Genomic DNA, 26,959 nt, shown 5'->3' with positions numbered 1-26,959 from the left:
CACTCCGCCCGCTCGCATGCACAAACAGGACGTAAAATATGGCGCGCTCAGCAATTCTCAATGTTATGGTTCAGGCCGCGATGAAGGCCGGACGTTCACTGGCGCGTGATTTCGGCGAAGTACAGAACCTGCAGGTTTCGCTCAAAGGCCCGGGCGACTATGTCAGTCAGGCCGACAAAAAAGCAGAAGATATTATTTTCAGTGAATTGCGCCGTGCGCGTCCTGACTATAGCTTTCTGATGGAAGAACGCGGCGCCGTTGAAGGCGCTGACAGCCAGCACCGCTGGGTCGTTGACCCGCTCGACGGCACCACCAACTTTCTGCATGGTATTCCGGTTTTTGCGGTATCCATCGCTCTGGAACGTCAGGGACAGGTTGTTGCCGGTGTGATTTATAATCCGGCAACGGATGAGCTTTTCACTGCCGAACGTGGCGGCGGCGCATTCCTTAATGACCGTCGTCTGCGCGTTGCAGCCCGTTCCAAACTTTCCGATGCCGTAATCACACATGGCATGCCGCATCTGGGTCGCGGCAAACATGGTCATTACCTTATCGAACTGCGCAATGTGATGGGTGAAGCTGCCGGTATGCGTGCATTTGGTGCCGCATCTCTGGAACTCGCCTCTGTCGCCGCAGGCCGCGTGGACGGCTATTGGGACGAACCGCTGGCTCCGTGGGATATGGCAGCCGGTATTCTGATGGTGCGCGAAGCCGGCGGTTTTGTTTCCGACAAAAACGGCCAGCAGGATATGTATGAGCTGAAGAACATTGTTGCCGGTAATGAAGTTATTCAGGGGCAGCTGCTGCGTACCCTCAAAAAACCGGTTTGAGTAGTATTAGCAAACTAAAGTAATCAATCCCCCGCCTGTCTCAGACAAGCGGGGGATTTTTTTTATTGGTTGTTCTCGTTTTCACCGCAATAGCTATGAACAATGGGAAGAGGCAGGAATAAAAGTTTCCGTTTTGAAATTTTTGCAGTAGCGTCCTGTCCCATAGCAGCTACGAACGGATGCAATGTCCGGTCAGAACAGCGAACACATCAGGCTTCAGCGAGAGAACAGTATGGCAAAGCGGGATATTAGCATGGGAACTGAATACGATCCGAACCGGCTTTCCAGCCCGCGGATGGTCATGATGATCATGATCATATTTCTGGCCTTGGTGGCATTTCTGGCTCTGGTTCTAATGCGTCAGATTCAGACATTTTTTGTTACCAATCCGGGTCTCAATGGTTTGATTCTCGGCGTCCTGCTGGTGGGTATCCTGCTGACTTTCACGCAGGTTTTGCGGCTTGTACCGGAAATCCGCTGGGTCAACTCCTTCCGTGACGGCGACGACAGCGTTTCTGATCCGGTTCTGCTGGCACCAATGCGGGCAATGATCGGCCGTCGTCAATCGATGGCACTCTCAGCCACATCCATGCGCTCTATTCTTGATTCTATTGCCACCCGCCTTGATGAAAGCCGCGACATCTCCCGCTATCTGATCGGGCTGCTGGTGTTTCTCGGCCTGTTAGGGACATTCTGGGGTTTGCTGGAAACCATCGGCTCCATCGGCCAGACTATTCAGTCGCTTGATCCAAAATCCAATGATACCGGCACAGTGCTGGATTCGCTCAAAAGCGGGCTGCAAGCCCCGCTCAGCGGTATGGGCACCGCCTTCTCGTCCTCGCTGTTCGGCCTGTCCGGCTCGCTGATTCTCGGCTTTCTCGACCTGCAATCCGGCCGTGCGCAGAACCGTTTTTACACGGAACTGGAAAACTGGCTGTCATCGGTTACCGATCTCAACTCCGATCTCCCTGTGTCAGTTGAAAACGGCAATGCAACGCTGGAAGAAATCCGCCAGTTCTCCGACCGTCTTCAGAATATGCAGGATGGCAGCGGCACCAGCCAGCGCACCACAGCAGCCCTCGCCAATCTGGCAGAAGGTGTGCAGGCACTGGTCAAAACCATGCGTCATGACCAGCAGAGCATGAATGACTGGGTGGAACGTCAGGCAGAAGAACAAAAAGCCCTGCGTCAGGCCGTCGAAAAGCTGAACACTATCCTCTCCGCTTCCAAGCGCGAACAGTAAGGCGGAAAACATGGCCTTATCCCGTAACCGTCGCAGTGAACGCCATGTCGATTACTGGCCGGGCTTTGTGGATGCGCTCTCCACATTGCTGCTGGCGATTATGTTCCTGCTTTCCGTTTTTGTGCTGATGCAGTTTCTGCTTAGCCAAGAGGTCAACAACAAGGATTCAGTACTGAACCGGCTCAACAACCAGATCAGCGAGCTGACCGAATTACTGTCGCTGGAACGCGGCAAAGGACAGGATCTCGAAGATACACTTGCCAATCTTCAGGCCTCGCTCAATGCTGCGGAGAATGAAAAATCCCGTCTGCAAAGCCTGCTGTCCTCCAGTGGTTCTGGAGCAGCTGCAGAGCAACGCGCCGGTGAACTCTCCGCCTCGCTGGATGCGGAAAAGCAGGTCAGCGCCCGCGCTCTGTCTCAGGTGGAGTTGCTCAATCAGCAGATCGCAGCTCTGCGCCGTCAGATCGGTGCGCTGGAAGACGCGCTCAATGCTTCCGAAGCGCGTGACCGCGAATCCAATACCAAGATTGCCGATCTCGGCAAAAGGCTGAATGTGGCACTTGCCCAGCGCGTACAGGAACTGAACCGCTATCGTTCCGACTTCTTCGGGCGTCTGCGTGAAATTCTCTCGGATCGTGAGAATATCCGGATTGTCGGTGACCGCTTCGTATTCCAGTCGGAAGTTCTGTTCCCGACCGGCTCGGCAGATATCAACCCGCAGGGTCTGGTCGAAATGAAAAAGCTCGCCGATGCAGTGGTTGAGCTGAATAAGGAAATACCGGACGATATCAACTGGGTGCTGCGCGTTGACGGCCACACAGATAATGTGCCGCTGTCCGGTACAGGTCGCTATCGCGACAACTGGGAACTCTCCTCTGCGCGCGCAACAGCAGTGGTTAAATTCCTGATTGCCAATGGTGTACCGGCAAACCGTCTGGTTGCCGCAGGTTTTGGCGAGTATCAGCCACTGGAAGCTGATGACAGTTCCGACGCCCGCAGCCGCAACCGGCGCATCGAGTTGAAACTGACCGAGAGATAATAAAAAGCCCCGTTTAGAGCGCATCCCGAAAAGTGTGAAACGGTTTTCGGACAAGATGCGCGTCAAATCAGAATGTTAGAGCGCCGATCTGATTCAATCAGATCGAAACGCGCTCTAAAGCGGGGCTTTTTCATTTCAATGCGTTTGATGAAATTGCAATTTAGCAAGGCGGGCATAAATCCCGCCGGACTGGCTTAAACTTGCATGGGTGCCCTGCTCAACAATACGCCCCTGATCCATAACCAGAATATGATCAGCCTTCAGAACGGTCGCCAATCGATGCGCAATCACCAGCGTTGTGCGCCCCTGCATCAAATGCTCAAGCGCCTTCTGCACCAGCATTTCACTCTGGGCATCCAGTGCCGAGGTCGCTTCATCCAGCAACAATACCGGCGCATCGCGCAGGATTGCACGGGCAATGGCAATACGCTGACGCTGGCCGCCGGAAAGCATGACACCACGCTCACCAACCGGCGCATTATAACCGCCCTCCAGCGCGATGATAAACTCATGCGCCTGCGCGGCTTTTGCAGCGGCTTCAATATCTGCGTCACTCGCATCCGGTCGCCCGAAGGCAATATTCTCACGGATACTGGCAGCAAAAATCGTCACATCCTGTGACACCAGTGCAATATTACCGCGCAGATCATCCAGCGATAATTGACGCAAATCTGTGCCATCCAGCAGGATTTTACCCTCAAGCGGATCGTAATAACGCAACAGCAGAGCAATCAGCGTTGATTTACCGGCACCTGATGCGCCGACAATTGCAACTGTTTTACCGCGCTCAATCACAAAGCTCACATCATGCAGCGCTTGTGCATCCGGACGGGTCGGATAGGCGAATTCCACATGGGAAAATTCAACACGTCCCTCAGCCTTGGACAAGGCCACAGGATTAAGCGGCGATACTACCGCTGATTTTTCATTCAGCAATTCCACCAGTCGCTCTGCCGCACCGGCAGCCTGTGCCAGTTCTGCCCAGACTTCCGACAGTGCTCCCAGAGAACCGGCTGCCACCACCGCATAAATCAGAAACTGCCCTAATGTACCGGCAGACATCCGCCCGCTCATCACATCATGGGAACCGAACCACAACACCGCCACCACACTGGCAAAGACAATGAAAATCGCAAAAGCCGTGAGAATAGAACGAGAGAGAATCGATTGCTGCGCGGCATCATAGGCATGATCAACCGCACTTGAATAATGGGCAATGGCCGGTGCCTCATGGGTGAAAGCCTGTACGGTGCGCACTGCGGCAATTTTTTCACCGGCATAGGCCGTTGCCAGTGCGAGCTCATCCTGCGCCCGGCGTGAGCGACGGCGCACGGAGCGGCCAAAGGCCACCAATGGCAAAACCACCAGCGGAATTGCAGCCAATACCAGTGCGGATAATTTAGGGCTGGTGACCACCATCATCACCACTGCGCCAATCACCAGAATCAGATTGCGCAAAGCAATAGAAGCCGTCGCACCGACAGCCGATTTTACCTGTGTTGTATCCGCTGTGAGACGAGAAACAATCTCACCGGACTGCACCTGATCAAAAAAAGCCGGTGACAAGCGGGTTACATGGGCGAAAACATCGCGCCGCAGATCGGCAACAATGCGTTCTCCAAGCGTAATCACAAAATAATAGCGTGACGCCGAAGCCACAGCCAGCACCGCTGCCAGCAGCATCATTGCAGCAAAAGATGTATCAATAAAACCGCTGTCCGCAATGCTCAAACCGTTGTCCAGCAGGCTACGCACAGCCACCGGCAGGATCAGAGTCGTCACCGCAGCAGTGACCAGTGCAAGCAAAGCGCAGGCAACAGAACGAGGGTAGCGCCGGATGTAAGGAAAGATTCGCGCCAGTGGTTTCAGAGACCGGCGTGGTTTTTTACCATTTTCCGCGCCAAAATCTGCTTTGTTTTGTGAAATCGTCGCTGTCATTCTGCTTGCTTGCTACAATGCGCCCTTGTTATTAGCTGCTGCCTGATGTATAGGCTCCCCAACCCTTTTGGAAGCCGTAGCCGTATTGTCTGCAGCTTCAATGAGACAAGTGGGCGTATCTGCCGCAGTTCCGGTGGTGACCGGAGCGTGGCTAAATGCCATAAACCTTTCAGGAAGCTGACTATGAAAGCAGACATTCATCCGGATTACCACACCATCAAAGTTGTTATGACTGATGGTACCGAGTATTCAACACGCTCCACATGGGGCAAAGAAGGCGATACGATGAACCTCGATATCGATCCTTTGAGCCATCCAGCATGGACCGGCGGCAACCAGCAGCTGATGGATCGCGGTGGCCGCGTTACCAAGTTCAAGAATCGCTTCGGCAATCTGGGTATCTAATTCCAGACTTCTTGATGAAATTAAAAAGCTCCGCACTGCGGAGCTTTTTTTATGAGCTTATGCCAGACCTCAATAAGGCCGCACCGGCTCCAGCGGAATATCGACTCCGATCGCACTTAGCATCTTACGGAACGTCGCCAGATCGTAGCGTTCATCCTCTGTGACCAAAGCACGTATCCTCCCCTGCCCTTTTGTGCCCTGCCCGATCCTTGAGACCATATCTTTGGCAGGATCAAGAAAATGGCACTGCGGTCGCGCATGTTCAAAGAACCGGCGCAGCCATGGCAGATGAGTGCTGGATAATGTCAGCACATCTATATCCGGATATTTAGCGAATACCTCTGTGAGAAAAGCATCAACGGCCTCCTGTGTCCGCTCCGGCGCAAACAGGAATTCACCTGATTCCACCAGCTCCACCATCGGTGACGCATTGATCAGGGCGACACGCTCGCTATAGGCGCTGTTCTCTGCCACGAACTCACTGATCATCGGACTTTCAACCAGCGACTGGACGCCCATAATCCCGACACGGCCGCTTCTGGAGAGCCCCCATGCCTCGCGCAAAGGCGGATAAACCCCGAACAAGGGCAAATGAATATCCTGACTAAGTTCCTCCAGCACCATGATTGACGGCGCGTTGGACGCAATCACAATGGCTGACGGATCAAAGCCTGCCAGATACTCGATGGTACGGCGCATAACCCCGATCAGCTCAGCGCGATTTTTACCGCCATAAGGAAAACTGGCGCGATCAGCGAAATAAATAATATCCTGCTGGGGTAAGCGGCTGCGAATTTCAGCAACCACAGCATAGCTACCGATACCGGCATCAAATACAGCAATCGGTCTGTGCATAAATCACTCTCCCGTCTCCGTGTTTGCGGAACGGTGTCCGCTACCAGAGCGATTTACGTCTGTATCGGATCACAGCACTCGCTCTCATTTCTTTGAGTTGTCGCATCAAAATCACTGTCCTGCTGGCCGACTTGATGAAATTAGAAGTATCAAGTTGATCCAATCTGACGGCGAAATGCTCCAGCCCGCTCCGGATATGCTCTATCAATTTAGTGTCCGGATTTTAGCTGCCAAGGTCAACAGGACGTTTCTATGGCACAAAAAGAAAAACCTCCGGCAACGGAGCTGCCGGAGGTTTTAAAAATAGCAAAGAGGCTGAATTATACGCTCAACTTCGCCATCACTTCTTCACTGACTTCGAAGTTGGCATAGACGTTCTGTACATCATCATCATCTTCCAGTGTCGAAATCAGGCGCAGAACGGACTGTGCCTTTTCTTCATCAACCGGAGCAGAAGTCTGCGGTTTCCAGACGGCCTTGATGGATTCAGCTTCACCAAGTGCAGCTTCAAGCGCCTTGGACACTTCACCGAGATCTTCGAAAGCACAGAGGATCACATGGCCTTCTTCATCTGACAGTACGTCTTCTGCACCGGCTTCAATTGCTGCTTCCATAACGGCATCAGCATCGCCGACAGTCAGCTTGTAGACGATTTCACCAACGCGGGAGAACATGAAGCCCACAGAACCGGTTTCACCCAGCGCACCGCCGGATTTGGTGAAAGCTGCACGCACATTGGATGCAGTACGGTTGCGGTTGTCTGTCAGCGCCTCAACGATAACAGCCACACCACCCGGGCCGTAGCCTTCATAGCGTACTTCATCATAGTTCTCGGAATCAGCACCGGCAGCTTTTTTGATCGCGCGCTCGATGTTGTCCTTCGGCATGGACTGCGCTTTAGCATTCTGAATAGCCAGACGCAGACGCGCATTCATTGTCGGATCAGGCAATCCCTGCTTGGCCGCAACAGTAATTTCGCGTCCGAGCTTGGAGAACATTTTCGACCGCACGGCATCCTGTCTGCCTTTGCGGTGCATAATATTTTTAAACTGTGAATGGCCTGCCATAGCACCCCTGTTCAGGTTTCGGAGCGGTTTTATCAAGCGTGAATAAAGACCGCTCTAACACTTTATATTGACGCAGTTCCGAACGAAAAACGGTTCTCACATTTGTCCCGAACTGCTTTAAATTTGGCAAGGGATTGTGTATGCGGCGCAGCAAGAGCGAGGCATCCGCAATCATCCCTGCGGAATGAGCGCTTTATAAGGAAAATGGCGCGCCACGTCCAGCCACACCACAGCGCACTTGTCAGAATGCGGCTATAATACCGTATTTTGACAAACAATGTCAGATTTTTGCAATGCATCCTGCGGCTGCAACTGGACACAGTCTGATATGCACCGTATCAATGCAAACAGGTGCATTGCGTTTATCGGTAATGCTTAAACCTGCTTCTAATGATCAATTTGAATACCAAAATGCTCTATCCACGGGCAAGTTCTGAACCCGCCCGTTAAACCGGATAATAATTGACGTGACCGAACAACCAGCCACCCAGAAAAAAAAGAACGATACGATTGCCGCACAGATCAGCAAAATTCTGTCGCAACGCATCATTGCGGGTGAGTTGGAACCGGGTGCAAAACTGCGTCAGGACCATATTGCCGATGAATTCGGCACCAGCCATGTGCCGGTGCGTGAAGCTTTCCGCCGCCTGGAAGCGCAAGGTCTTGCCGTTTCCGAGCCGCGCCGTGGTGTACGTGTCGCTTCCTTCTCTCTCGCAGAAATCCGTGAAGTTGCGGAAATGCGTGCGGCTTTGGAAGTGCTGGCTCTGCGCCATGCAGCACCACATCTGACCCGCGCCATTCTGGATGAGGCAGAAGAAGCCACCCATGCCGGTGATAATTCCCGCGATGTTCGCTCATGGGAAGCAGCTAACCGCAAATTCCACCGCCTGCTGATCACCCCATGCGCCATGCCGCGTCTGCTGGCCACCATTGATGATCTGCATGATGCCAGCGCACGTTTTCTGTTCGTCTCATGGCGTGCAGAATGGGAAGCGCGTACCGATCACGATCATCTGGCTATTCTTGCCGCACTACGTGACGGCGATATCGAACAGGCTGCGAATATCCTGACCCGCCATGTGCAATGGATCGGACGCAAACCGGTGACCAGCCCTTCCGGCAAAGTACGCGATGCTTTTGCCATTGTCGGTTAATTTCCGCACTTTCAAATTATCTATAAAAACCAATAAACCCCGATACTGCAGACCAGCAATGTCAGACGGATTATTTATTCGCCAGCTGAGATGATATAATCCACTCCGGCAGCATCAAACTATAAACAATTTTCCTGTCATTCTGGCTGGCCAAGCCGCATAAATTCACTTAATGATTTCTGTGATAGATGCCTTATGCAAACTATCTATAATTTCACCAGAGTGCGGCGTATCTTTTAATTTCCCTGCGTCACGTACTCTCATTTTATTTTGCCGCATTATCGTGGCCGTCAAATAACATCGTTTGACACCGAAATGCTTTAAGGAGCTTCTCATGTCTCTCGCACATGCAGTTCGCAAACCGGCTTTCAGCCCGCTCAACCTCGACAACCGCAGCGTGGCCATGAAATTGTTTGCCGTAATTTCCGGCACCATGATTCTCGCGCTTACCTCCCAGATCACTGTACCAATGCTGCCGGTGCCAATCACTCTGCAGACACTGGTTGTGCCGCTGATCGGCGCACTCTACGGCTGGCGCCTTGGCGCACTGACCGTGCTTGCATGGCTCGGTGAAGCAGCAATGGGCATGCCGGTTCTGGCAGGCGGCAACGGCACTCTGGCAGCTTTCGCTGGCCCGACAGCCGGATACCTGTTTGCATTCCCAGTTATCGCAGCCCTCACAGGCTATATGGCTGAACGCGGCTGGAACGGCAGCAGCCTGCCAAAAGCTTTCGTAACCTTCCTGACAGCCAATATCCTGGCTCTGGGCCTCGGCGCTGCATGGCTGAGCCTGACAATCGGCGCTGAAAAAGCTCTGATTGTTGGCGTTGCGCCATTCATCATCGGCGCGCTGATCAAATCCGCTCTCGGCGCTTCGATCCTGAAAGCTTCTTTCCGTAAATAAAAATTGCCCCATAATACCAAGGCGCTCTAGATGCTGACGCATCACGCCTTGAAAAAGTTCAATCGCCACTCTGGCTTAACCAAAACTCAATGAGTCATACTCATAGAGTTTTGGTTATAAGGCAAAATAAAAGCCCCGTTGCAGATCGCTGCAACGGGGCTTTTTCATAGATATTTTACGTCAGATTATTCAGCAGATTTTCTGCGACGGCGTGCCATCATATTCAGGATTTCGACCAGCGCCGAGAAGCCCATAGCCGCATAGATATAACCCTTTGGTACGTGGAAGCCGAAACCGTCAGCGATCAATGTCATGCCGATCATCAGCAGGAAGCCCAGCGCCAGCATAACGATTGTCGGGTTCTTACCGATAAAGCGTGACAGCGGATCAGCAGCAAGCAACATCACTGTAACAGCACCAACAACCGCGATCACCATAATGACGATCTCATCGGTCATACCAACCGCAGTAATAATACTGTCGACCGAGAACACCAGATCAAGCAACAGAATCTGCGTAATTGCAGCACCCATGCTCAGCATAGCGACTTTACCCGCACCTGCTTCAATACTGTCATTCGGGTCAACCGTGTGGTGAATTTCTTTGGTCGCCTTCCACACAAGGAACAGACCACCGACAATCAGAATAATATCACGCCATGAGAAACTCTGGCCGAAGGCTTCAATTACCGGATCTTTCATCTGTACGATAATGGAAACCGTGAAAAGCAGTCCGAGGCGCAGGATCAAAGCAGCACCGATACCAATACGACGCGCTTTCGCCTGCTGATGCTCAGGCAATTTATTGGTGAGAATGGAAATGAAGATCAGATTATCAATACCGAGAACAATTTCCATAATCAGCAATGTGATCAGGGCAGCCCATCCCGCGGGACTGTTTAAAAAACCAAAATACTCAGCGAAAAATTCCATTCAGGCGCCCTTTGCGTCGAAGAATTATTGATAGATCTGCAAATTTAAAAACAACATTTCGTAAACTCACGAAATCATGAGATCAGCACATGGGAAAAGAATGTCGGGTTTTCAATAAAACAGAACCCCAACATTTTATTTCTTACTGAAATATTTCGCTGCCTCGGCATAAAAAACCCGCATATCATTAAAGATATGCGGGTCTGATTATACATAATCTGTTGTCTGAAAATCAGCGCCAGAAGGAAGGGATCGTTTCTTCCAGCCGTGGCCCGATGCGCAATGGTGCGGCTTTTTCTGCCAGACCTGTGCGGTCAGAAATTTCCACACCAACACCGCAAATGGTGGCTGGCCCGCTGGCAACTTCAAAACGACCTTTAGGCACTTTCGAGAGGAAGCGGTTCAGCGGCTCTTCTTTATCCATGCCAAGCGATGAATCATAATCACCGCACATACCGGCATCGGACATATAGGCTGTGCCATTGCTCAAAATCTGGCAATCTGCTGTCGGTACATGGGTATGCGTCCCCACAACCAGACTGGCGCGGCCGTCGACAAAATGACCAAAGCACTGCTTTTCACTGGTGGCTTCCGCATGGAAGTCAAAAATCACCGCATCGGCCTGCTCACCAAGCGGGCAAGCACCGAGAATATCCTCACCGGCTTTAAACGGATCATCCAGATCGGGATGCATGAAAACACGTCCCATAATATTGGCAACGAGAACCCGCGCACCGTTTTTAGCAATATAGAGACCGGAGCCTTTGCCCGCAGTGCCTTTCGGGAAATTGGCCGGACGCAGAAAGCGATCTTCGCGGCGGGAAAATTCCAGCGCCTCGCGCTGATCCCAGACATGATTGCCGGTTGTCATAACATCGGCACCGGCACGAATGGTTTCATGGAAAATATCTTCGGTAACACCAAAGCCACCGGCAGCATTCTCGCCATTGACGACCACGAAATCCAATTTCAGATCAGAAATCAAACCCGGTAATTTTTCGAAAACTGCTGTGCGGCCGGTACGGCCAACCATATCACCCAAGAAAAGAAAACGCATAGATCCTTCAAACCTGCTTCTTGTTTGTATGCATTTCCTAACGCAAAGCCGGTTTCAACTTCTGGCTCGAAAATGCTCTGATCCCCGCAAGTATCACGCAACTATCCCTGTGGCGATGCCGCAATAAGTCCGGTTTCTGTCAGAATATAATCCAATGCCACATCATGTGGCTCATGGGCTATGTGATCTACCCGTTGCGCATCAAACGCAACACCTATCAGCACAGGATGCTTATTTTTCTGGTGTAAAGCGGCAATTGCGCGGTCATAATAGCCAGCACCATAGCCGATCCGGTTGCCTGCACGGTCAAAAGCCGCCAGCGGTATCAGCATAATATCGGGGTCAACAACAGGTGCATCAGCAGGCGGCCCCATCGTACCAAAGCCGGTTTCAACCAGCGCATCACCAAAAGACATGGCTCGAAATTCAATGGTCTGCGCATCCAGAATGGCAGGCACACACAGCGTCATCCCCTGCGCTTCAAGCTCTCGCATCAGCGGGCGCGGATCAATTTCCGAGCGGATCGGCCAGAAGCCGGAGACACAGGATTTTGCGGGCAGAGTCATTCCGTTTGAGAAATGCCGGATAACAGACTGAGCAGCAGCATGGCGCAAAGCTTCAGGGAGCGCATTGCGTGCCTGCAATACAGATTTGCGGATCTCTGCTTTGTGTAATTTCAGATCATCAATATGCACATCTGCCCCCTGTCATTATTCTGCCTGATAAAACAGAATAAGCGGGCAAATTGCAAACTTTAGAGCAAAGAGAAAAAGTGGCGACCACGACAAACGATGAAGAGGTTGATCCTCTGGGTGCCTACAACGTAGGTGGGCGCCGTGTGAAGAAGCCCAGGAGCCTCTCCAGGGACAGCTCCCTAAAGATCAGTAAGGCCCCGAGGTATAAGTGTCTTCTGTCGGGATGTGCAGTTCGCCTGTTCTCAATATAGAGATTTACAAGGCGTTGCGCCAGAGGGCATTCGTGCGCACAGAGATTTTTTTCTGAGCGCAGATTTCGTCCGTAAGCGGCTCAGCTTTCAAATAAGTTTAATGAAATCAGTACAAACGGCTCAATTGCCGCGCGGGGCGATCTTGCGGGCCAGTCCTTCGATCTGCTGGGCAGCGCGCGCCACGGCTTCGGTCAGTGCGCTGTCGCTTTTATCGGCGCGTGATAATGCATCATCACGGGAGCGGCGCAGCGTTTCCGCTTCATTTTCCAGTCCCTGCATACGCTTTTGCAGCTCAACCAGCTCATCCATCACCATAATACCGGCCATCACCGTCAGACGCTGATCACCGATTTCACCGAAGGAGCCTTTGAGATGCATGACATATTGATCAAGACGGTCTGCAAGACCGGAGAGATGCTCTTCCTGTCCTTCGTCACAGGCCATACGATAGGCTTTGCCATCGATCGTCACTGTTACTGTAGCCATGGAACCTCCGTATCGCCGTTTCTTGTTATTGTGCCTCACGCAGGCTGTAGAACAATAAATAGCCGCTAAATTTTGTCAGACAAGCGTCTCAACAATCTCAACGATCTAAAACCGTGCGGATTGTTTCCATTGCTGTCACCAGCCGCCGTGATACTTCACGATTGGCTGTCTCCAGCCGCTCCGCCCGCGCCTCAGACAAATCAAGTTCCTGCGCCAGTTTGGAACGGTCAGCATTCATGCGCTGCACTTCCTCTTCCGCCTCCGAAAAGTCGCCCTCTTTCTCAAGCCGTAATTCCACAGCCTGTTCAAGAGTTGTCATTGCTTTTTCCAGTTGTTCGATTGCCTGTCTCAGCGTAATTTCCGAAGCCATATTGTTTCCCTTTGCCGATAACGGCTTCTTTTGAAAATAAGGCCGAATCGTCATGCCGGAAGCGGCAGATTTTGCATCACTTTAATAAGCACAATGCTGTGAAGCAACAAATGTCACACAAAGCCGTTAACTCATACACGATAATCCACACAGGCTCAGAGAGGTATTTGCCGCAACTTAACCGTTTTAAGAGCGCACACTGTGTCGCATGCAGGCCCGAAAGGCTTTGATATGCGTGCAGAATGCCAGCGCTTTGTTGACTCTCTTCATGCAAATGTTATGTGTCGCCAACCCTTGCAGACGAGGCGTTTTTACCCTTTTACTGCAAGTTATGGTCTAATGCTCACAAATCTGCTGATGTCTGAAGCTAATACCAACTTCAACGCATGAGCAGGCACCACAGGAAAGACAGCCGAAACCATGAGTAATTCCGATAAACAGAACCAGATGGCCAACGCGATCCGCTTCCTGTCTGTGGACGCAGTAGAAAAAGCAAATTCGGGCCATCCGGGCCTGCCAATGGGCGCAGCTGATATTGCGACCACTCTTTATACCCGTTTCATGTCCCATGATCCGCAGAACACCACATGGCCTGACCGTGACCGTTTTGTCCTGTCCGCAGGCCATGGCTCGATGCTGCTTTATTCCCTGATGTATCTGACCGGTTATGAAGACATCTCCCTTGATGAAATCAAAAACTTCCGCCAGCTCGGCGCCCGTACCGCCGGTCATCCGGAATATGGTCATGCTGCCGGTATCGAAACCACAACCGGCCCGCTCGGTCAGGGTATTGCCAACGGCGTTGGTATGGCACTGGCAGAACGCATTCTGAATGCAGAATTCGGTGATGATCTCGTCAACCACCACACCTATGTTCTGGTTGGTGACGGCTGCCTGATGGAAGGTATCAGCCAGGAAGCAATTTCCATGGCCGGTCACCTCAAACTGAACCGCCTGATCGTTCTCTGGGATGACAACAACATTTCCATCGACGGCCCGATCTCGCTGACCGACTCGACCAACCAGTGCGCACGTTTTGAAGCATCCGGCTGGAACACAGTCAAAGTTGACGGTCACGATCAGGATGCGATTGCAAAAGCAATCGAATTTGCCAAAGCCTCTGACAAGCCAACCATGATCGCCTGCAAAACCACCATTGGTTTTGGCTCGCCGAACAAAGCCGGCAGCAGCAAAGCACACGGCTCGCCGCTTGGCGCAGAAGAAATTGCGGCAACCCGCAAAGCTCTCGGCTGGGAAGCTGAACCATTTGTTGTCCCGCAGGATGTTCTCGACGCATGGCGTCTGGCCGGTCTGAACGGTGCCAAGAAGCGCGTTGAATGGGAAAAGCGTCTCGCTGCTGCTGATGCATCCGTTCGTGCAGAATTTGAACGCCGTATGCGCGGCGATCTGCCAGGCGGCTTTGATCAGGCAATCATCGACTACAAGAAGAAGCTTTCGGAAGACAAACCTAAGGTTGCCACCCGTAAATCTTCGGAAATGGCTCTGGAAGTTATCAATGGCGTTGTACCAGAAACCATCGGCGGCTCCGCTGACCTCACCGGTTCCAACAACACGCTGACCTCACAGACCAAGCCTGTTACACCGGATAACTATCACGGCCGTTTCATCCATTACGGTATTCGTGAGCTCGGCATGTCCGCTGCCATGAACGGTATGGCGCTGCATGGCGGTGTTATCCCTTACTCTGGTACATTCCTGTGCTTTGCTGACTATGCACGTCCGGCTATGCGCCTGTCCTCGCTGATGGGTATCCGCGTTGCTTATGTCATGACCCATGACTCCATCGGTCTCGGCGAAGATGGTCCGACCCACCAGCCGGTTGAACATCTGGCATCCCTGCGCGCTATTCCGAACCATTTCGTGTTCCGTCCGGCAGATGCGGTTGAAACCGCTGAATGCTGGCAGCTCGCACTGAATTCCACCAAAACACCGTCGACACTGGCCCTGACCCGTCAGAACCTGCCGACCGTGCGTACCCAGCATGATGATGACAATCTCTGCGCCTATGGTGCTTATGAGCTGGCCACTGCATCGGATGATGCAAAGGTCACCATTTTCGCGACAGGTTCGGAAGTTGAAATCGCGCTGAACGCTCGCGGCCTGCTGGAAGCCAAAGGCATTCCGACACGCGTTGTTTCCGTTCCTTGCTTTGAGCTGTTTGAAAACCAGACAGCAGCCTATCAGAAAGCTCTGATCGGTACTGCACCGGTTCGCATTGCGGTTGAAGCTGCAATCTCCATGGGCTGGGAACGCTTCATCGGCGAAAACGGCACATTCATCGGCATGAAGGGCTTCGGCGCTTCCGGTCCGATCAATGATCTGTACAAGCATTTCGGCATCACCGCAGAAGCTGTTGTTGCTGCTGCAGAAGCCAAGCTGGCCTAATTTATCAGGACTGGACGGGTTAACTGTTCAGTCCTTTTTTCTCTCAGCCTGTAAAAACAGGCTGCAAAACATCGAACAGTTTCGGGAGTTCTAATATGGCAGTTCGCGTCGCTATCAACGGTTTTGGTCGTATCGGCCGTAACGTCCTGCGCGCCATCATCGAATCGGGTCGTACCGATATCGAAGTTGTAGCAATCAACGATCTGGGTCCGGTTGAAACCAATGCGCATCTGCTGCGCTATGACAGCGTTCACGGCCGTTTTCCGGCTGAAGTAACCGTTAAAGGCGACAGCATTGATGTTGGCCGCGGTGCTATGAAAGTTCACGCTGTGCGTAATCCTGCCGAACTGCCTTGGGCAGCTGAAGGTGTGGATATTGCTCTGGAATGCACAGGCATCTTCACTGCACGTGATAAAGCCGCCCTGCATCTGGAAGCCGGTGCAAAGCGCGTTATCGTTTCCGCTCCTGCTGACAATGCTGACCTGACTGTTGTTTACGGCGTCAACCACGACAAGCTGAGCAAAGATCATCTGGTTATTTCCAACGCCTCCTGCACCACCAACTGCCTTGCACCGGTGGCTCAGGTTCTCAATGACGCAATCGGCATTGAAAAAGGCTTCATGACCACGATCCACTCCTATACCGGTGACCAGCCGACGCTGGATACCATGCACAAGGATCTGTATCGCGCCCGCGCTGCTGCCCTGTCGATGATCCCGACTTCAACCGGTGCTGCTAAAGCTGTTGGTCTGGTTCTGCCGGAACTTAAAGGCAAGCTCGACGGCGTTGCTATCCGCGTACCAACTCCGAATGTTTCCGTTGTTGACCTGACATTCGAAGCAAAGCGCGCAACATCCGTTGAAGAAATCAACAATGCAATCCGCGAAGCTGCCAATGGCCGCCTCAAAGGCATTCTTGGATTTACCGATGAGCCGCTGGTTTCGATCGACTTCAACCACAACCCGCATTCATCCGTCTTCCACATGGATCAGACCAAAGTTATGGAAGGCACCATGGTGCGTATCCTGACCTGGTACGACAATGAATGGGGCTTCTCAAACCGCATGAGCGATACTGCTGTTGCGCTTGGCAAGCTGATCTAATCTGTTCTTCGTAAAACAGAATTTTAGGCCGCGTGACCACATCGGACGCGCGGCTTTTTATTTATCCGTCACAATCCGACCGGAGAATTTTCATGAATTTTCGCACTCTCAAAGATGCCGATGTTGCATCCAAGCGCGTCCTCGTTCGCGTTGATCTGAACGTACCGATGCAGGATGGCAAAGTCTCGGACACGACCCGTATCGACCGCATCATCCCGACTATCAATAAGTTACGCGAACGTGGCGCGAAGGTTATTCTGCTCGCGCATTTCGGTCGTCCGAAAGGCGAGATACAAGCTGAATTCTCGTTAGAACAGATCGTTCCGGCTCTGGCACATGCTGTTAAGCACCATGTCGCTTTCGCCAAAGACTGCATCGGCGATGCAGCCGCTGCCGCTGTCAACGCGATGAACGACGGTGATGTTCTGCTCCTCGAAAACACCCGTTTTCATAAGGGCGAAGAAAAGAATGACGCCGATTTCGTCAAGGCGCTCGCAGCCAACGGCGATATCTATGTCAATGATGCTTTCTCGGCTGCACACCGTGCTCATGCTTCCACCGAAGGTCTGGCACATATTCTGCCGGCCTATGCCGGTCTCACCATGGAAGCCGAACTGACCGCACTGGAAAAAGGCCTCGGCCAGCCGGTACGTCCGGTGATCGCCATTGTCGGTGGTGCCAAAGTTTCCACCAAGATCGACCTGCTCTCCAACCTCGTTGAAAAGGTTGATGCTCTGGTGATCGGCGGCGGCATGGCTAATACTTTCCTTGCAGCACAGGGACATGATGTCGGTAAATCGCTTTGCGAACATGATCTGGCCGATACAGCCCGCGCGATCATGGCAAAGGCTGAGAGCGCCAATTGCGCGATTATCCTGCCGGTTGATGCGGTTGTAGCCTGGCATTTCGCGGCAGATGCACCGCATCAGACCTATGGTGTGGATGCAATCCCGCATGACGGCATGATGCTGGATGTGGGTCCGCTCTCAGTTGACCGTATCAATGCAGCGATCAGCGACGCTTCCACTCTGGTATGGAACGGCCCGCTCGGTGCTTTTGAACTGCATCCTTTTGATGCGGCAACAGTATCCGCTGCCAAACATGCAGCTGAGCGCACCAAACAGGGCAAGCTGGTTTCTGTTGCCGGTGGCGGCGACACAGTTGCAGCACTCAACCATGCTAAAGTCAGCGATGATTTCAGCTATATTTCGACCGCTGGCGGCGCTTTCCTTGAATGGATGGAAGGCAAGCCGCTTCCGGGTGTCGATGTGCTGAAAAATCACTAACATTAAAAAAGCCCGCTGATTTCAGCGGGCTTTTTTAATGATCACTCATTTCGGTGTCAGGCGTAACAAGCGTCCCGGAATATCATCTTCAATCACATAGACAGAACCGTCTTTGGCGACCGCCACATCGCGGATACGGTTGCCCATATCATAGCGCTCGGCCTCATCCGCATCGCCATTGTCTTTGAATGCCACACGGATCAGCGCCATGGAAGCAAGCCCGCCGATCAGAGCGGAGCCCTTCCAGTCTTTAAACAGCCCGCCCTCGTAAAAAGCCAGCCCTGCAGGCGCAATCACCGGCGTCCAATAGATCACCGGCGGCTCAAATTCCGGTCTTGTCTCATGGTGCGGGATCGCTTCACCGCTATATTGTGTGCCATTCGACACCACCGGCCAGCCATAATTGAGCCCCTGTTTAATCAGGTTCAGCTCATCGCCGCCTTTGGGGCCCATTTCATGCAGCCATAATTTGCCATCAGCCGCAAAAGCCAGTCCGTACGGGTTGCGGTGGCCGGTTGTCCATGTCAACGCCCGCGCATTATCTGCATCCTGCCCCGCGAGGTCTGAACGCGGATTATCCTGCGGCACAGAACCATCCCGATTGAAGCGCAAAACCTTACCCAATGCCAGTTTCGGATCTTGTGCGGTTTTCGGGTTCATGCGGTCGCCCGATGTCAGGAACAAATATTTTCCGTCCGGCGAAAAGGCGATAATACCACCCGGCTGTCCCCATTTGCTTTTCGGCATTTGCCGCCACAGCACAGTCAGATCGTCGAGCGAGGCTTTGCCATCTTTTTCGCTCAATTTTGCCCGTGCGAAAGTAAGCGAACTAAGAACATCCTTGCCGCTGCGCTCCGGCTCCGCATAGGTAAAATAGACCAGCTTGTCAGTGGCAAAATCCGGCGAGACGGCAATATCCAGCAAGCCGTTTTGCCCTTCAAAAGACACAGGCGGCACATTCGCCACCTCGGTCTTTTTGCCCTTCTGATCCGTCAGGAAAATATGACCGGCTTTTTCAGTTACCAGCAGCCGCTGATCAGGCAAAAAAGCAATTGCCCACGGCGTATTGAAGGCGGCAACTTCCTGCACTTTAAACGGGTTCTCAGCTACAGCTTCACGCCCGCCCGCATTGATACTTTGTGCCTGAGACAGCGACGGATTTAAAACACTTCCCGCCAGTCCGAGCACAAATAAACTGCGTAAAACCGCCTGTTTGATAGTGGTTTTTGTCACTTGTCCGTTCAACACGCTCTTGCCCCTTTGCCTGCTTTCAGCTGATGTCCGTATCAAACGCAATCTGTCCGCTGTTGACAAGTCTTGAATATATTCAATGTATTCGGCAATCTATCCAGCAATTTTAACCAGCTTTAAGAAAACTTGTCCGCTCTAAATCGGTTAAAATTATTTCAATCGTTTCAGATGTAGAGCCTAGTATTTGTTTTATCAGGCACATCTGCTATCGGCAGGGTACTAAATTCTAACGCCCTTCTTTATACGGAGTTTTTTATGAGCGAACGTCTCGAAGATATTGCAATTGCCATGGTAGCAAAAGGCAAAGGCATTCTTGCCGCCGATGAAAGCTCCGGCACAATTAAGAAGCGTTTCGACAGCATCAATCTGACTTCGACAGAAGATGCACGCCGCGATTACCGCGAAATGCTGTTCCGCGCAGATGATGCGATGAAGAACTACATCTCCGGCGTTATTCTCTATGATGAAACCCTGCGCCAGAGCGCCCGTGACGGCACTCGTCTTGCAGACCTCATCAAAGCAGCCGGCTCGATCCCTGGTATCAAGGTTGATGCCGGTGCCAAGAACCTCGCAGGCTTCAACGGCGAAACCATCACCGAAGGTCTCGATGGCCTGCGTGAACGCCTGAATGAATATTACGAACTTGGCGCACGTTTTGCTAAATGGCGCGGCGTTGTTGCAATCTCCGACACCCTGCCAACATGGGGCGCAGTTCGTCAGAATGCACAGGCACTGGCTCGCTATGCAGCTTTGTGTCAGGAAGCCGGCATCGTGCCAATCGTTGAGCCGGAAATTCTTATGGATGGCGTACCGGGCGACCATTCGATTGAACGCTGCTACGAAGTGACCGATCTGGTTCTAAAAACTGTTTTCAACGAACTTTATGATGCCCGCGTTAAGCTCGAAGGTATGATCCTCAAGCCGAACATGGTTATCGATGGTAAGAATGCTCGTAAGGCTTCCGTTGAACAAGTTGCTGAGCTGACAGTTCGCGTTCTCAAAGCCAATGTTCCTTCGTCTGTTCCGGGTATTGCATTCCTCTCCGGCGGCCAGTCGGATGTCGAAGCAACTGCGCATCTCTCCGCGATGAATGCCGGTTATGATATGCCTTGGAACCTGACCTTCTCCTACGGCCGCGCTCTGCAGGCTGCTGCCATCAAGGCATGGGGCGGCAAAGATGAAAACGTTCCTGCAGCACAGGCTGCCTTCACCCATCGCGCTCGCATGAACGGCCTTGCCGCGACCGGTGCATGGACTGAAGCACAGGAAAAGAATGCTTAATCAGCTTTCTTATTAAATTAAAAAGCCCGCGTTAAACGCGGGCTTTTTTTATATCAATTTAATAACCGGTATGCGCCTGCAACAAGACGGTCAGCATCATCACGGCAATTGCCGCAACGGCGATTTTCCAAAAATCACTGCGCCGTTTTAAACCCGGTAATCCCAATGGCTTAAGCAGATGCAATCCCATCAGGATCAGCAATAATACCGGTGCTATTTTTGCCATTACGCAACCCCTGATCTGTTATTCACCCTTCATTGAGCAATCTCATTCCTCAACATCTGCCCCCTCTTTAGTCGAATGGACGCAGCCTGAACAGTATGGATTAATACCTCCTGAGGAGACCGCGCAGTCAGCCTTTTTCTATAACGAGCAAAAGCCGGAGAAAATTGCCCTGCGCCGAGGAGATACAGATGTGCTTTCAACAAAGCATGTCTTGTATACAATGGGAGGAATACATGACTTCGGCTTATCCCGAAATTTATCAGGCATGGAAAAATGATCCCCAAACTTTCTGGGGCAAAGCATTCGCACTCATCGACTGGCATAAACCGGCCACAAAAATCTTCGATCCTGCACAAGGACCTTACGGACGATGGTTTGCAGATTCTGAATGCAACACCTGCTACAACATGCTCGACCGCCATGTTGAGGCCGGTCGCGGTGATGTTCCGGCTATTCTCTATGACAGTCCTGTCAGTGGTCAAAAAAACCGTTTCACCTATAATGAAACCCTTGAACAGGTCATGCGTCTCAGCGCGGTGATGCAGGATTTCGGTATTCAAAAAGGTGACCGCGTTCTGATTTATATGCCGATGGTGCCGCAGGCGCTGTTTGCAATGATGGCCTGCGCCCGCCTTGGTGCAATCCATTCTGTGGTTTTTGGCGGTTTTTCCGCTGACGAACTGGCGGCACGTATTGATGACGCCACCCCTGCTTTGATCATTGCCAGCTCCTGTGGCTTGGAAGCGAATAAGATTGTCAGCTATAAACCGCTGCTAGATAAGGCCATTGCCACCGCGAAACATCAGGTACAGCATTGCCTGATCCACCAGCGCGAACAATGTGTATGCGAGCTAATCGCAGGTCGTGATCATGATTTTGCAGAGCTTTGTGAACAGGCGGCAGGACGCGACATACCTTGCACACCTGTAAAAGCCACTGATCCGCTCTATATTCTCTATACCTCCGGCACCACCGGCAAGCCCAAAGGCGTGGTACGCGATAATGGCGGTTATATGGTTGCGCTCGCCTGGTCGATGGGCGCACTTTATGACATCCATCCCGGCGATATTTTCTGGACAGCCTCCGATATCGGCTGGGTCGTCGGCCATTCCTATATTGTCTATGCGCCGTTGCTGATCGGCGCGACAACGGTACTGTTTGAGGGAAAACCGGTCGGCACACCCGATGCCGGTACATTCTGGCGTGTGGTTGCCGATCACAAAGTTAAAGTGCTGTTCACCGCGCCGACTGCGCTACGCGCAATCAAACGCGAAGACCCTGATGGCAAACTCCTGCATCAATATGATCTCTCCAGCCTTGAAGCACTCTATCTCGCCGGAGAACGTGCAGACCCGAATACGCTCGAATGGGCAGAACAAATGCTCAACCGTCCGGTGATCGACCATTGGTGGCAAACTGAAACCGGCTGGCCGATTGCCGGTAACCCGCGCGGCCTTGGTGTATTACCGGTCAAACACGGCTCTACTTGTGTGCCGATGCCAGGCTATGATGTGCAGGTGCTTGATGATGCCGGTCATCCGGCGAAAACCGGTGAGCTTGGCAATATCGTGATCAAACTGCCGATGCCACCCGGCTGTCTGCCGACTTTATGGCAGGCTGACCAGCGCTTTCATGAAGCCTATCTGGATGAGTTCAAGGGCTATTATAAATCCGCCGATGCCGGTTACATGGATGAAGACGGCTATATTTTCATCATGAGCCGTACGGATGATATCATCAATGTGGCAGGGCATCGCCTGTCCACCGGCTCAATGGAAGAGGTCATTGCCGGCCACCCCCAAGTGGCGGAATGTGCGGTTATCGGTATTGCTGATAAGCTGAAAGGTCAAATCCCTTGCGGTTTTATTGTACTCAAAGCCGGTGTGACACAGCCTCATAGCGAAATTGAAACCGAATGCGTTGAACGGGTACGCGATCAGATCGGTCCTGTGGCGGCACTGCGTACCGTTCTGACTGTTCACAAATTACCGAAAACCCGCTCCGGCAAAATTCTGCGCTCCACCATGCAAAAGATCGCTGATCATGAACCGTGGAAAATGCCCGCAACGATTGAAGACCCGCTGACGCTCAATGAAATCCGCGACTGTCTTCATCAGCGTGGTATCGGCACTTGCTCTGAAGCGACAAAGCCAGCAGCTTAAAGCGGTTCCAGTTAAGACTGAATCGTTGGAACCGCTGTAACCATTTGTTTTGACGCATTATCCGACGCAAAACCGCTTCGCACTTTTGCTGGAAATGCTCTAATAAAAAAAGCCGCCGGATGTTCTCCGGCGGCTTTTTTTAATTATCAATATGAAGAAATCTTACAGATCGTCTTCTTCGTCTTCCGGTGCGCTCTTCATGGAAGAGAGCTTAGCGAAAACTTTATCCGCATCCAGCTCTTCCGAATCATCCGGCTGGTTAAAGTCCAGATTTTCAGTTGCGGATGCCGGCAGCAATGTATCACCGGATTCCGGTTCAATAGGACGGTTACGTGCTGCACGATCGACTTCGATGTCCAGATCAATCTGCGAGCAGAGCCCCAGTGTCACCGGATCCATTGGCTGCAGGTTAGCCGAGTTCCAATGCGTACGGTCACGAATCTGTTCAATGGTCGACTTGGTGGTGCCGACAAGACGCGAAATCTGCGCATCTTTCAGTTCCGGATGGTTACGTACCATCCAGAGAATCGCATTCGGACGATCCTGACGCTTGGACAAAGGCGTATAGCGCGGGCCTTTACGCTTAGCTTCCGGTACGCGCACTTTTGGTTCGGACAGTTTCAGACGATAGTTAATGTCTTTTTCAGCACGTGCGATTTCTTCACGGGACAGCTGACCGGTGATAACCGGATCAAGACCTTTAATACCTTGGGCTGCTTCACCATCCGCAATTGCTTTCACTTCAAGCACATGCAGTTTGCAGAATGTTGCAATCTGGTCAAAAGACAGAGCAGTATTATCGACAAGCCATACGGCTGTTGCCTTAGGCATAAGAAGCTGAGTGGCCATAAGATATAATCCTCTCGTTCGCCCGCTCCGGTAGCGCGGGACGTGGGGTAAACCACAATTTCCGGGAATTCGTTCCCTCTATAACCAAATTTTGCGCGATGAGCAAGAAAACCCTGCACAGGAATTCAGCGCATTCGTACTGCTTTAGGCGACATCGAGTACAATTTTGCCGATATGATTGCCCTCTTCCATCCGTTCATGGGCGCGCCAGGCATCTTTCAAAGGATAAATCATATCCATCACCGGCGTGATGGTACGGCTGGCGAGCAGCGGCCAGACCTTTGATTCTAATTCAGCAGCAATTTGCGCTTTGAACGCAACATCGCGTGCACGCAGTGTTGAACCCGTATGGGTCAGGCGCTTGGTCATCAGCTTGGCAAAATTGGCCTTTGCCTTGGCACCGCCAAGAAATGCAATCTGAACAATCCGGCCTTCGACCGCCGCTGCATCATAGTTACGGTCAACATAATCACCGCCAACCATGTCGAGAATAACATCCGCGCCCTTATTGTTGGTCGCGGCTTTAACCTGCTCGACAAAGTCCTGCTCGCGATAATTAATGGCAACATCGGCGCCGATTTCCAGACAGGCAGAGCATTTTTCAGCGGAACCGGCGGTGATAATCACTTTAGCGCCCAGTGCTTTGCCAAGCTGGATCGCCGTCGTCCCGATACCGGAACTGCCGCCATGAATCAGCAAGGTCTCACCAGCCTGTAATTGGCCGCGCTGCACCACATTGTGCCAGACAGTGAATAATGTTTCCGGCAGAGCGGCGGCTTCCACATAGCCATAGCCCGATGGCAGCGGCAGGGCATTCCCCTCATGAACCGTGACATATTCGGCATAGCCACCACCAGCCAGTAGTGCGGTAACCGCATCACCGACCTTGTAGCGCTCAACACCTTCACCAACCACCACGACATCACCGGCTACTTCCAGCCCCGGCAAATCGGAGGCACCGGCAGGCGGCGGATAATGTCCCTGTCTTTGCAAGACATCCGGACGGTTCACACCGGCCGCTTTCACACGGATCAGAATTTCACCTTTCGCCGGATGCGGTACTGAGCGTTTTACAGGTTTCAGCACCGATGGTGCACCAGCCTGTTCAATCGCAATTGCCATCATCTGGGAAGCAAGTTCTGTTGTCATATCCGCTCCTTAAAATCTTTAATCCGCGCAAAGCGCTTTCCCTGATCTAGCCATAATAAAGTGAAAAGATGCAATGTATAAAAATCTATATCGCTAATAATGCGGGTTTATGAGATGCTGAAAACTTATGTGGCATATCTGCCCCTTATTTAAAGGCCGATATGACACGAATATTGCGAACCATATTGAAAGCTGCCGTGAATTGGCTGCAGCAGGAAGTGAGGAAAACGCCATGTTCTTTGATGATAATGCGCAGGAGACAACAACCTATATTCACCATATCGGTGAGGATGTGACCCTGCTTTCAGCTGCGGAAATCGACAATCGCATTGCCATGCTTAAAGCGGAAATCCGCCGCTTGGAAACCGACCGCAAAGACAGGAATCTCAGTCGCGCAGCCGCTGAGGCACTGTTTCGCTTGTAGGCTCCAGCTATTTCCGGATGCACCATAGTTTCAGAACCTCTGCTTAAACAGGCAGAGGTTCTTTTTATTTTACATGACACAATATCTCATCAATACAAAGCCTTGCACTCTTTCAAACGATAGGTCAGCATGGCTGTACTCAATCTGCCTGATGCGGCGATTTCGTCTTGCAGTTTCAGGCGAACAGGTTTCAAGATCAGAAACGATCAAACAACCTGCGATGAAATAAAGGATTCTGCGTGTTCCGTTCCTATGTCCAGATTTTCGCATTACTGTTAGGCACCGCTTTTCTGCTGATCGGCTCCGGCTTGCACGGGCTTTTATTGCCTTTACGCGGAAATGCAGAAGGGTTCTCGGTTACAGCACTGGGTCTGATCGGGACAACATGGGCGGGCGGTTTTGTTGCAGGCTGTATTTTTGCGCCGCGTCTGGTGCGCCGTGCAGGCCATGTACGGGCTTTCGGTTTTTTCGCCTCGACTGCGGCCATTGTTGTTCTGCTCACCGGTCTGATGGTCGACGCCACAATCTGGGTCTTCCTGCGGGCAATCACCGGCTTTGCAATGGCCGGTATTTTCATGGTCATTGAAAGCTGGCTCAATGAAAAGGCCACCAATGAAACACGCGGCAAAATTTTCGGCCTCTACATGATGGTCAACTACGGGGCAGTGATGACCGGCCAGATGCTGGTGATTACCGGCGACGTTGCAGGCAACTCGCTGTTTATGATCGCCGCAATTTTCTTCTGTCTCGCACTGTTACCAACCGCTGCCTCCAAGGCTTCATCACCTCGCCCGCTGACCGAAGTGCAGCTTGATCTCAAAAAGCTCTATGCCAATTCACCCGTTGCCTTTGTCAGCGTTATCCTGATCGGTATTGCCAATGGTGCATGGGGCACACTCGGTGCGGTTTTCGGCTCGATGAGCGGCATTGATAAAACCACAATCGCGCTGATGGTCAGCTTCACCATTGCTGGCGGTGCACTGATGCAGATTCCTGTCGGACGCTTTTCGGACCGTATCGACCGCCGCTATGTCATGGCCAGCGTCGCCGGTTCTGCCGCCCTGATCGGTTTTCTGATTTTTGCTATCGCACCAAACAATGGCACACTTATTCTGATAATGACCGCGCTTTACGGTTCGCTTGCCTATGCGATCTATCCGGTGGCAGTCGCTCATGCCAATGACCATGCGACACCTGAGACTTTCGTCAAGGTTTCCGGTGGTTTGCTGCTGCTTTATGGTTTTGGCACTATGCTCGGCCCGCTGATTGCAGCAGAAACAATGAACACTCTATGGCCTTCGGCGCTGTTTCTGGTCACGGCTGTGTCACATCTGACCATTGCTGGTTACGCCATGCTGCGCTCGCGCAAACGCGCATCACCTTTGCCATCGGAAAAAGAACAGTTCCAGAGCATGGCGGCGGAACGTCCGGCAACACAGGAAAGCGTGTTGCTTGATCCGCGCTCGGAAGTTGCGCAGGAAGAAAAAGCGAATGAGGATATTGCTGCCGATACGGTTAAGGCTGGAACCTGACAGCTTTAACCGGCGGAGCAGCGCCAAGAGAATGCGCGCCAACGACAGCGACCCGACATTTCAG

Annotated in this window: 25 protein-coding genes; 13 read left to right on the top strand and 12 right to left on the bottom strand. The window is 52.2% G+C overall.

Features of this window, described 5'->3' with window-relative positions:
* Positions 1 to 38 precede the first annotated feature (38 nt).
* The 3 genes from DFR47_RS15610 to DFR47_RS15600 all read left to right on the top strand — a co-directional run bounded on the left by DFR47_RS15610 (position 39) and on the right by DFR47_RS15600 (position 3,112).
* Entirely contained in the window at positions 39 to 830 is a 792-nt protein-coding gene (locus DFR47_RS15610; RefSeq protein ID WP_113945334.1) for an inositol monophosphatase family protein, read from the top strand.
* A gap of 232 nt (positions 831 to 1,062) precedes the next feature.
* Positions 1,063 to 2,073: a MotA/TolQ/ExbB proton channel family protein gene (locus tag DFR47_RS15605; RefSeq protein WP_113945333.1), complete on the top strand. Its 1,011-nt coding sequence runs from the start codon at positions 1,063 to 1,065 to the stop codon at positions 2,071 to 2,073.
* Positions 2,074 to 2,083: 10 nt separating this feature from the next.
* Positions 2,084 to 3,112: a peptidoglycan -binding protein gene (locus tag DFR47_RS15600; protein ID WP_113945332.1), complete on the top strand. Its 1,029-nt coding sequence runs from the start codon at positions 2,084 to 2,086 to the stop codon at positions 3,110 to 3,112.
* A 135-nt stretch (positions 3,113 to 3,247) separates the two neighbouring features.
* Here DFR47_RS15600 and DFR47_RS15595 read toward each other — a convergent pair whose 3' ends face one another.
* A complete protein-coding gene (locus tag DFR47_RS15595; RefSeq protein WP_113945331.1) occupies positions 3,248 to 5,050 on the bottom strand; it encodes an ABC transporter transmembrane domain-containing protein in 1,803 nt (600 codons plus the stop codon).
* 183 nt (positions 5,051 to 5,233) lie between these two features.
* On the opposite strand from DFR47_RS15595, the gene rpmE reads away from it, so the two are divergent.
* Complete coding sequence (rpmE, locus tag DFR47_RS15590) at positions 5,234 to 5,455, top strand: 50S ribosomal protein L31 (RefSeq protein ID WP_075657301.1); 222 nt, start codon at positions 5,234 to 5,236, stop codon at positions 5,453 to 5,455.
* A 69-nt stretch (positions 5,456 to 5,524) separates the two neighbouring features.
* Here the strand turns inward: rpmE and DFR47_RS15585 are convergent, their stop codons facing one another.
* A complete protein-coding gene (locus DFR47_RS15585; RefSeq protein WP_113945330.1) occupies positions 5,525 to 6,310 on the bottom strand; it encodes a glutamate racemase in 786 nt (261 codons plus the stop codon).
* A gap of 320 nt (positions 6,311 to 6,630) precedes the next feature.
* Positions 6,631 to 7,377, bottom strand: a complete 747-nt coding sequence (locus DFR47_RS15580; RefSeq protein ID WP_113945329.1) for a YebC/PmpR family DNA-binding transcriptional regulator — start codon at positions 7,375 to 7,377, stop codon at positions 6,631 to 6,633.
* Positions 7,378 to 7,838: 461 nt separating this feature from the next.
* Between DFR47_RS15580 and DFR47_RS15575 the strand changes: the two genes are divergently transcribed.
* Together DFR47_RS15575 and DFR47_RS15570 are read left to right on the top strand one after the other, a co-directional pair.
* Positions 7,839 to 8,531 carry a GntR family transcriptional regulator gene (locus DFR47_RS15575; RefSeq protein ID WP_210207326.1) on the top strand — a complete coding sequence of 231 codons (693 nt, stop codon included), beginning with the start codon at positions 7,839 to 7,841 and terminating at the stop codon, positions 8,529 to 8,531.
* A 334-nt stretch (positions 8,532 to 8,865) separates the two neighbouring features.
* Positions 8,866 to 9,435, top strand: coding sequence for a biotin transporter BioY (locus tag DFR47_RS15570; protein WP_113945327.1), 570 nt, complete (start codon positions 8,866 to 8,868; stop codon positions 9,433 to 9,435).
* A gap of 185 nt (positions 9,436 to 9,620) precedes the next feature.
* On the opposite strand, the gene DFR47_RS15565 is transcribed toward DFR47_RS15570, so the two are convergent.
* The 5 genes from DFR47_RS15565 to DFR47_RS15545 form a co-directional block, all read right to left on the bottom strand.
* Positions 9,621 to 10,367 (bottom strand): TerC family protein, encoded by a 747-nt coding sequence (locus DFR47_RS15565; protein WP_113945326.1) that lies wholly within the window; start codon positions 10,365 to 10,367, stop codon positions 9,621 to 9,623.
* Positions 10,368 to 10,599: 232 nt separating this feature from the next.
* Positions 10,600 to 11,424 (bottom strand): TIGR00282 family metallophosphoesterase, encoded by an 825-nt coding sequence (locus DFR47_RS15560; protein WP_113945325.1) that lies wholly within the window; start codon positions 11,422 to 11,424, stop codon positions 10,600 to 10,602.
* A gap of 101 nt (positions 11,425 to 11,525) precedes the next feature.
* A complete protein-coding gene (locus DFR47_RS15555) occupies positions 11,526 to 12,119 on the bottom strand; it encodes a 5-formyltetrahydrofolate cyclo-ligase (protein ID WP_374788402.1) in 594 nt (197 codons plus the stop codon).
* A 371-nt stretch (positions 12,120 to 12,490) separates the two neighbouring features.
* Positions 12,491 to 12,856 (bottom strand): cell division protein ZapA, encoded by a 366-nt coding sequence (locus DFR47_RS15550; protein WP_113945324.1) that lies wholly within the window; start codon positions 12,854 to 12,856, stop codon positions 12,491 to 12,493.
* A 97-nt stretch (positions 12,857 to 12,953) separates the two neighbouring features.
* Positions 12,954 to 13,226, bottom strand: coding sequence for a DUF4164 domain-containing protein (locus DFR47_RS15545; protein WP_113945323.1), 273 nt, complete (start codon positions 13,224 to 13,226; stop codon positions 12,954 to 12,956).
* 420 nt (positions 13,227 to 13,646) lie between these two features.
* On the opposite strand from DFR47_RS15545, the gene tkt reads away from it, so the two are divergent.
* The 3 genes from tkt (at position 13,647) to DFR47_RS15530 (ending at position 18,021) form a co-directional block, all read left to right on the top strand.
* Positions 13,647 to 15,632 (top strand): transketolase, encoded by a 1,986-nt coding sequence (gene tkt / locus DFR47_RS15540; protein ID WP_113945322.1) that lies wholly within the window; start codon positions 13,647 to 13,649, stop codon positions 15,630 to 15,632.
* Between the two features lie 95 nt (positions 15,633 to 15,727).
* Positions 15,728 to 16,735, top strand: coding sequence for a type I glyceraldehyde-3-phosphate dehydrogenase (gene gap, locus DFR47_RS15535; RefSeq protein ID WP_113945321.1), 1,008 nt, complete (start codon positions 15,728 to 15,730; stop codon positions 16,733 to 16,735).
* 92 nt (positions 16,736 to 16,827) lie between these two features.
* A complete protein-coding gene (locus DFR47_RS15530) occupies positions 16,828 to 18,021 on the top strand; it encodes a phosphoglycerate kinase (RefSeq protein ID WP_113945320.1) in 1,194 nt (397 codons plus the stop codon).
* A 45-nt stretch (positions 18,022 to 18,066) separates the two neighbouring features.
* Here DFR47_RS15530 and DFR47_RS15525 read toward each other — a convergent pair whose 3' ends face one another.
* Positions 18,067 to 19,239 carry a PQQ-dependent sugar dehydrogenase gene (locus tag DFR47_RS15525; RefSeq protein WP_113945419.1) on the bottom strand — a complete coding sequence of 391 codons (1,173 nt, stop codon included), beginning with the start codon at positions 19,237 to 19,239 and terminating at the stop codon, positions 18,067 to 18,069.
* A gap of 288 nt (positions 19,240 to 19,527) precedes the next feature.
* Here DFR47_RS15525 and DFR47_RS15520 point away from each other — a divergent pair, with 288 nt between their 5' ends.
* Positions 19,528 to 20,553 (top strand): class I fructose-bisphosphate aldolase, encoded by a 1,026-nt coding sequence (locus DFR47_RS15520; RefSeq protein WP_113945319.1) that lies wholly within the window; start codon positions 19,528 to 19,530, stop codon positions 20,551 to 20,553.
* Between the two features lie 58 nt (positions 20,554 to 20,611).
* On the opposite strand, the gene DFR47_RS21810 is transcribed toward DFR47_RS15520, so the two are convergent.
* A complete protein-coding gene (locus DFR47_RS21810; RefSeq protein ID WP_162930450.1) occupies positions 20,612 to 20,779 on the bottom strand; it encodes a hypothetical protein in 168 nt (55 codons plus the stop codon).
* A gap of 233 nt (positions 20,780 to 21,012) precedes the next feature.
* Between DFR47_RS21810 and DFR47_RS15515 the strand changes: the two genes are divergently transcribed.
* Positions 21,013 to 22,941, top strand: a complete 1,929-nt coding sequence (locus tag DFR47_RS15515) for a propionyl-CoA synthetase (RefSeq protein WP_113945318.1) — start codon at positions 21,013 to 21,015, stop codon at positions 22,939 to 22,941.
* 162 nt (positions 22,942 to 23,103) lie between these two features.
* On the opposite strand, the gene DFR47_RS15510 is transcribed toward DFR47_RS15515, so the two are convergent.
* Together DFR47_RS15510 and DFR47_RS15505 are read right to left on the bottom strand one after the other, a co-directional pair.
* The gene (locus DFR47_RS15510) at positions 23,104 to 23,790 is read right to left on the bottom strand and encodes a DUF1013 domain-containing protein (protein WP_113945317.1); all 687 of its coding nucleotides are present in this window, start codon (positions 23,788 to 23,790) and stop codon (positions 23,104 to 23,106) included.
* Positions 23,791 to 23,934: 144 nt separating this feature from the next.
* Positions 23,935 to 24,939 carry an NAD(P)H-quinone oxidoreductase gene (locus DFR47_RS15505; protein ID WP_113945316.1) on the bottom strand — a complete coding sequence of 335 codons (1,005 nt, stop codon included), beginning with the start codon at positions 24,937 to 24,939 and terminating at the stop codon, positions 23,935 to 23,937.
* 232 nt (positions 24,940 to 25,171) lie between these two features.
* Here DFR47_RS15505 and DFR47_RS15500 point away from each other — a divergent pair, with 232 nt between their 5' ends.
* Complete coding sequence (locus DFR47_RS15500; protein ID WP_113945418.1) at positions 25,172 to 25,363, top strand: DUF1192 domain-containing protein; 192 nt, start codon at positions 25,172 to 25,174, stop codon at positions 25,361 to 25,363.
* 239 nt (positions 25,364 to 25,602) lie between these two features.
* Positions 25,603 to 26,895 carry an MFS transporter gene (locus DFR47_RS15495; RefSeq protein WP_113945315.1) on the top strand — a complete coding sequence of 431 codons (1,293 nt, stop codon included), beginning with the start codon at positions 25,603 to 25,605 and terminating at the stop codon, positions 26,893 to 26,895.
* Positions 26,896 to 26,959: the final 64 nt, after the last annotated feature.

Source organism: Pseudochrobactrum asaccharolyticum (assembly GCF_003314995.1).
Lineage (GTDB): Bacteria > Pseudomonadota > Alphaproteobacteria > Rhizobiales > Rhizobiaceae > Pseudochrobactrum > Pseudochrobactrum asaccharolyticum.
This window is presented reverse-complemented; position numbering and strand designations above follow the sequence as displayed.

Coding starts and splice junctions, on each gene's coding strand:
- DFR47_RS15610 (WP_113945334.1), top strand. CDS start 39: ATGGCGCGCTCAGCAATTCTCAATGTTATGGTTCAGGCCGCGATGAAG.
- DFR47_RS15605 (WP_113945333.1), top strand. CDS start 1,063: ATGGCAAAGCGGGATATTAGCATGGGAACTGAATACGATCCGAACCGG.
- DFR47_RS15600 (WP_113945332.1), top strand. CDS start 2,084: ATGGCCTTATCCCGTAACCGTCGCAGTGAACGCCATGTCGATTACTGG.
- DFR47_RS15595 (WP_113945331.1), bottom strand. CDS start 5,050: ATGACAGCGACGATTTCACAAAACAAAGCAGATTTTGGCGCGGAAAAT.
- rpmE (WP_075657301.1), top strand. CDS start 5,234: ATGAAAGCAGACATTCATCCGGATTACCACACCATCAAAGTTGTTATG.
- DFR47_RS15585 (WP_113945330.1), bottom strand. CDS start 6,310: ATGCACAGACCGATTGCTGTATTTGATGCCGGTATCGGTAGCTATGCT.
- DFR47_RS15580 (WP_113945329.1), bottom strand. CDS start 7,377: ATGGCAGGCCATTCACAGTTTAAAAATATTATGCACCGCAAAGGCAGA.
- DFR47_RS15570 (WP_113945327.1), top strand. CDS start 8,866: ATGTCTCTCGCACATGCAGTTCGCAAACCGGCTTTCAGCCCGCTCAAC.
- DFR47_RS15565 (WP_113945326.1), bottom strand. CDS start 10,367: ATGGAATTTTTCGCTGAGTATTTTGGTTTTTTAAACAGTCCCGCGGGA.
- DFR47_RS15560 (WP_113945325.1), bottom strand. CDS start 11,424: ATGCGTTTTCTTTTCTTGGGTGATATGGTTGGCCGTACCGGCCGCACA.
- DFR47_RS15550 (WP_113945324.1), bottom strand. CDS start 12,856: ATGGCTACAGTAACAGTGACGATCGATGGCAAAGCCTATCGTATGGCC.
- DFR47_RS15545 (WP_113945323.1), bottom strand. CDS start 13,226: ATGGCTTCGGAAATTACGCTGAGACAGGCAATCGAACAACTGGAAAAA.
- tkt (WP_113945322.1), top strand. CDS start 13,647: ATGAGTAATTCCGATAAACAGAACCAGATGGCCAACGCGATCCGCTTC.
- gap (WP_113945321.1), top strand. CDS start 15,728: ATGGCAGTTCGCGTCGCTATCAACGGTTTTGGTCGTATCGGCCGTAAC.
- DFR47_RS15530 (WP_113945320.1), top strand. CDS start 16,828: ATGAATTTTCGCACTCTCAAAGATGCCGATGTTGCATCCAAGCGCGTC.
- DFR47_RS15520 (WP_113945319.1), top strand. CDS start 19,528: ATGAGCGAACGTCTCGAAGATATTGCAATTGCCATGGTAGCAAAAGGC.
- DFR47_RS21810 (WP_162930450.1), bottom strand. CDS start 20,779: ATGGCAAAAATAGCACCGGTATTATTGCTGATCCTGATGGGATTGCAT.
- DFR47_RS15515 (WP_113945318.1), top strand. CDS start 21,013: ATGACTTCGGCTTATCCCGAAATTTATCAGGCATGGAAAAATGATCCC.
- DFR47_RS15510 (WP_113945317.1), bottom strand. CDS start 23,790: ATGGCCACTCAGCTTCTTATGCCTAAGGCAACAGCCGTATGGCTTGTC.
- DFR47_RS15505 (WP_113945316.1), bottom strand. CDS start 24,939: ATGACAACAGAACTTGCTTCCCAGATGATGGCAATTGCGATTGAACAG.
- DFR47_RS15500 (WP_113945418.1), top strand. CDS start 25,172: ATGTTCTTTGATGATAATGCGCAGGAGACAACAACCTATATTCACCAT.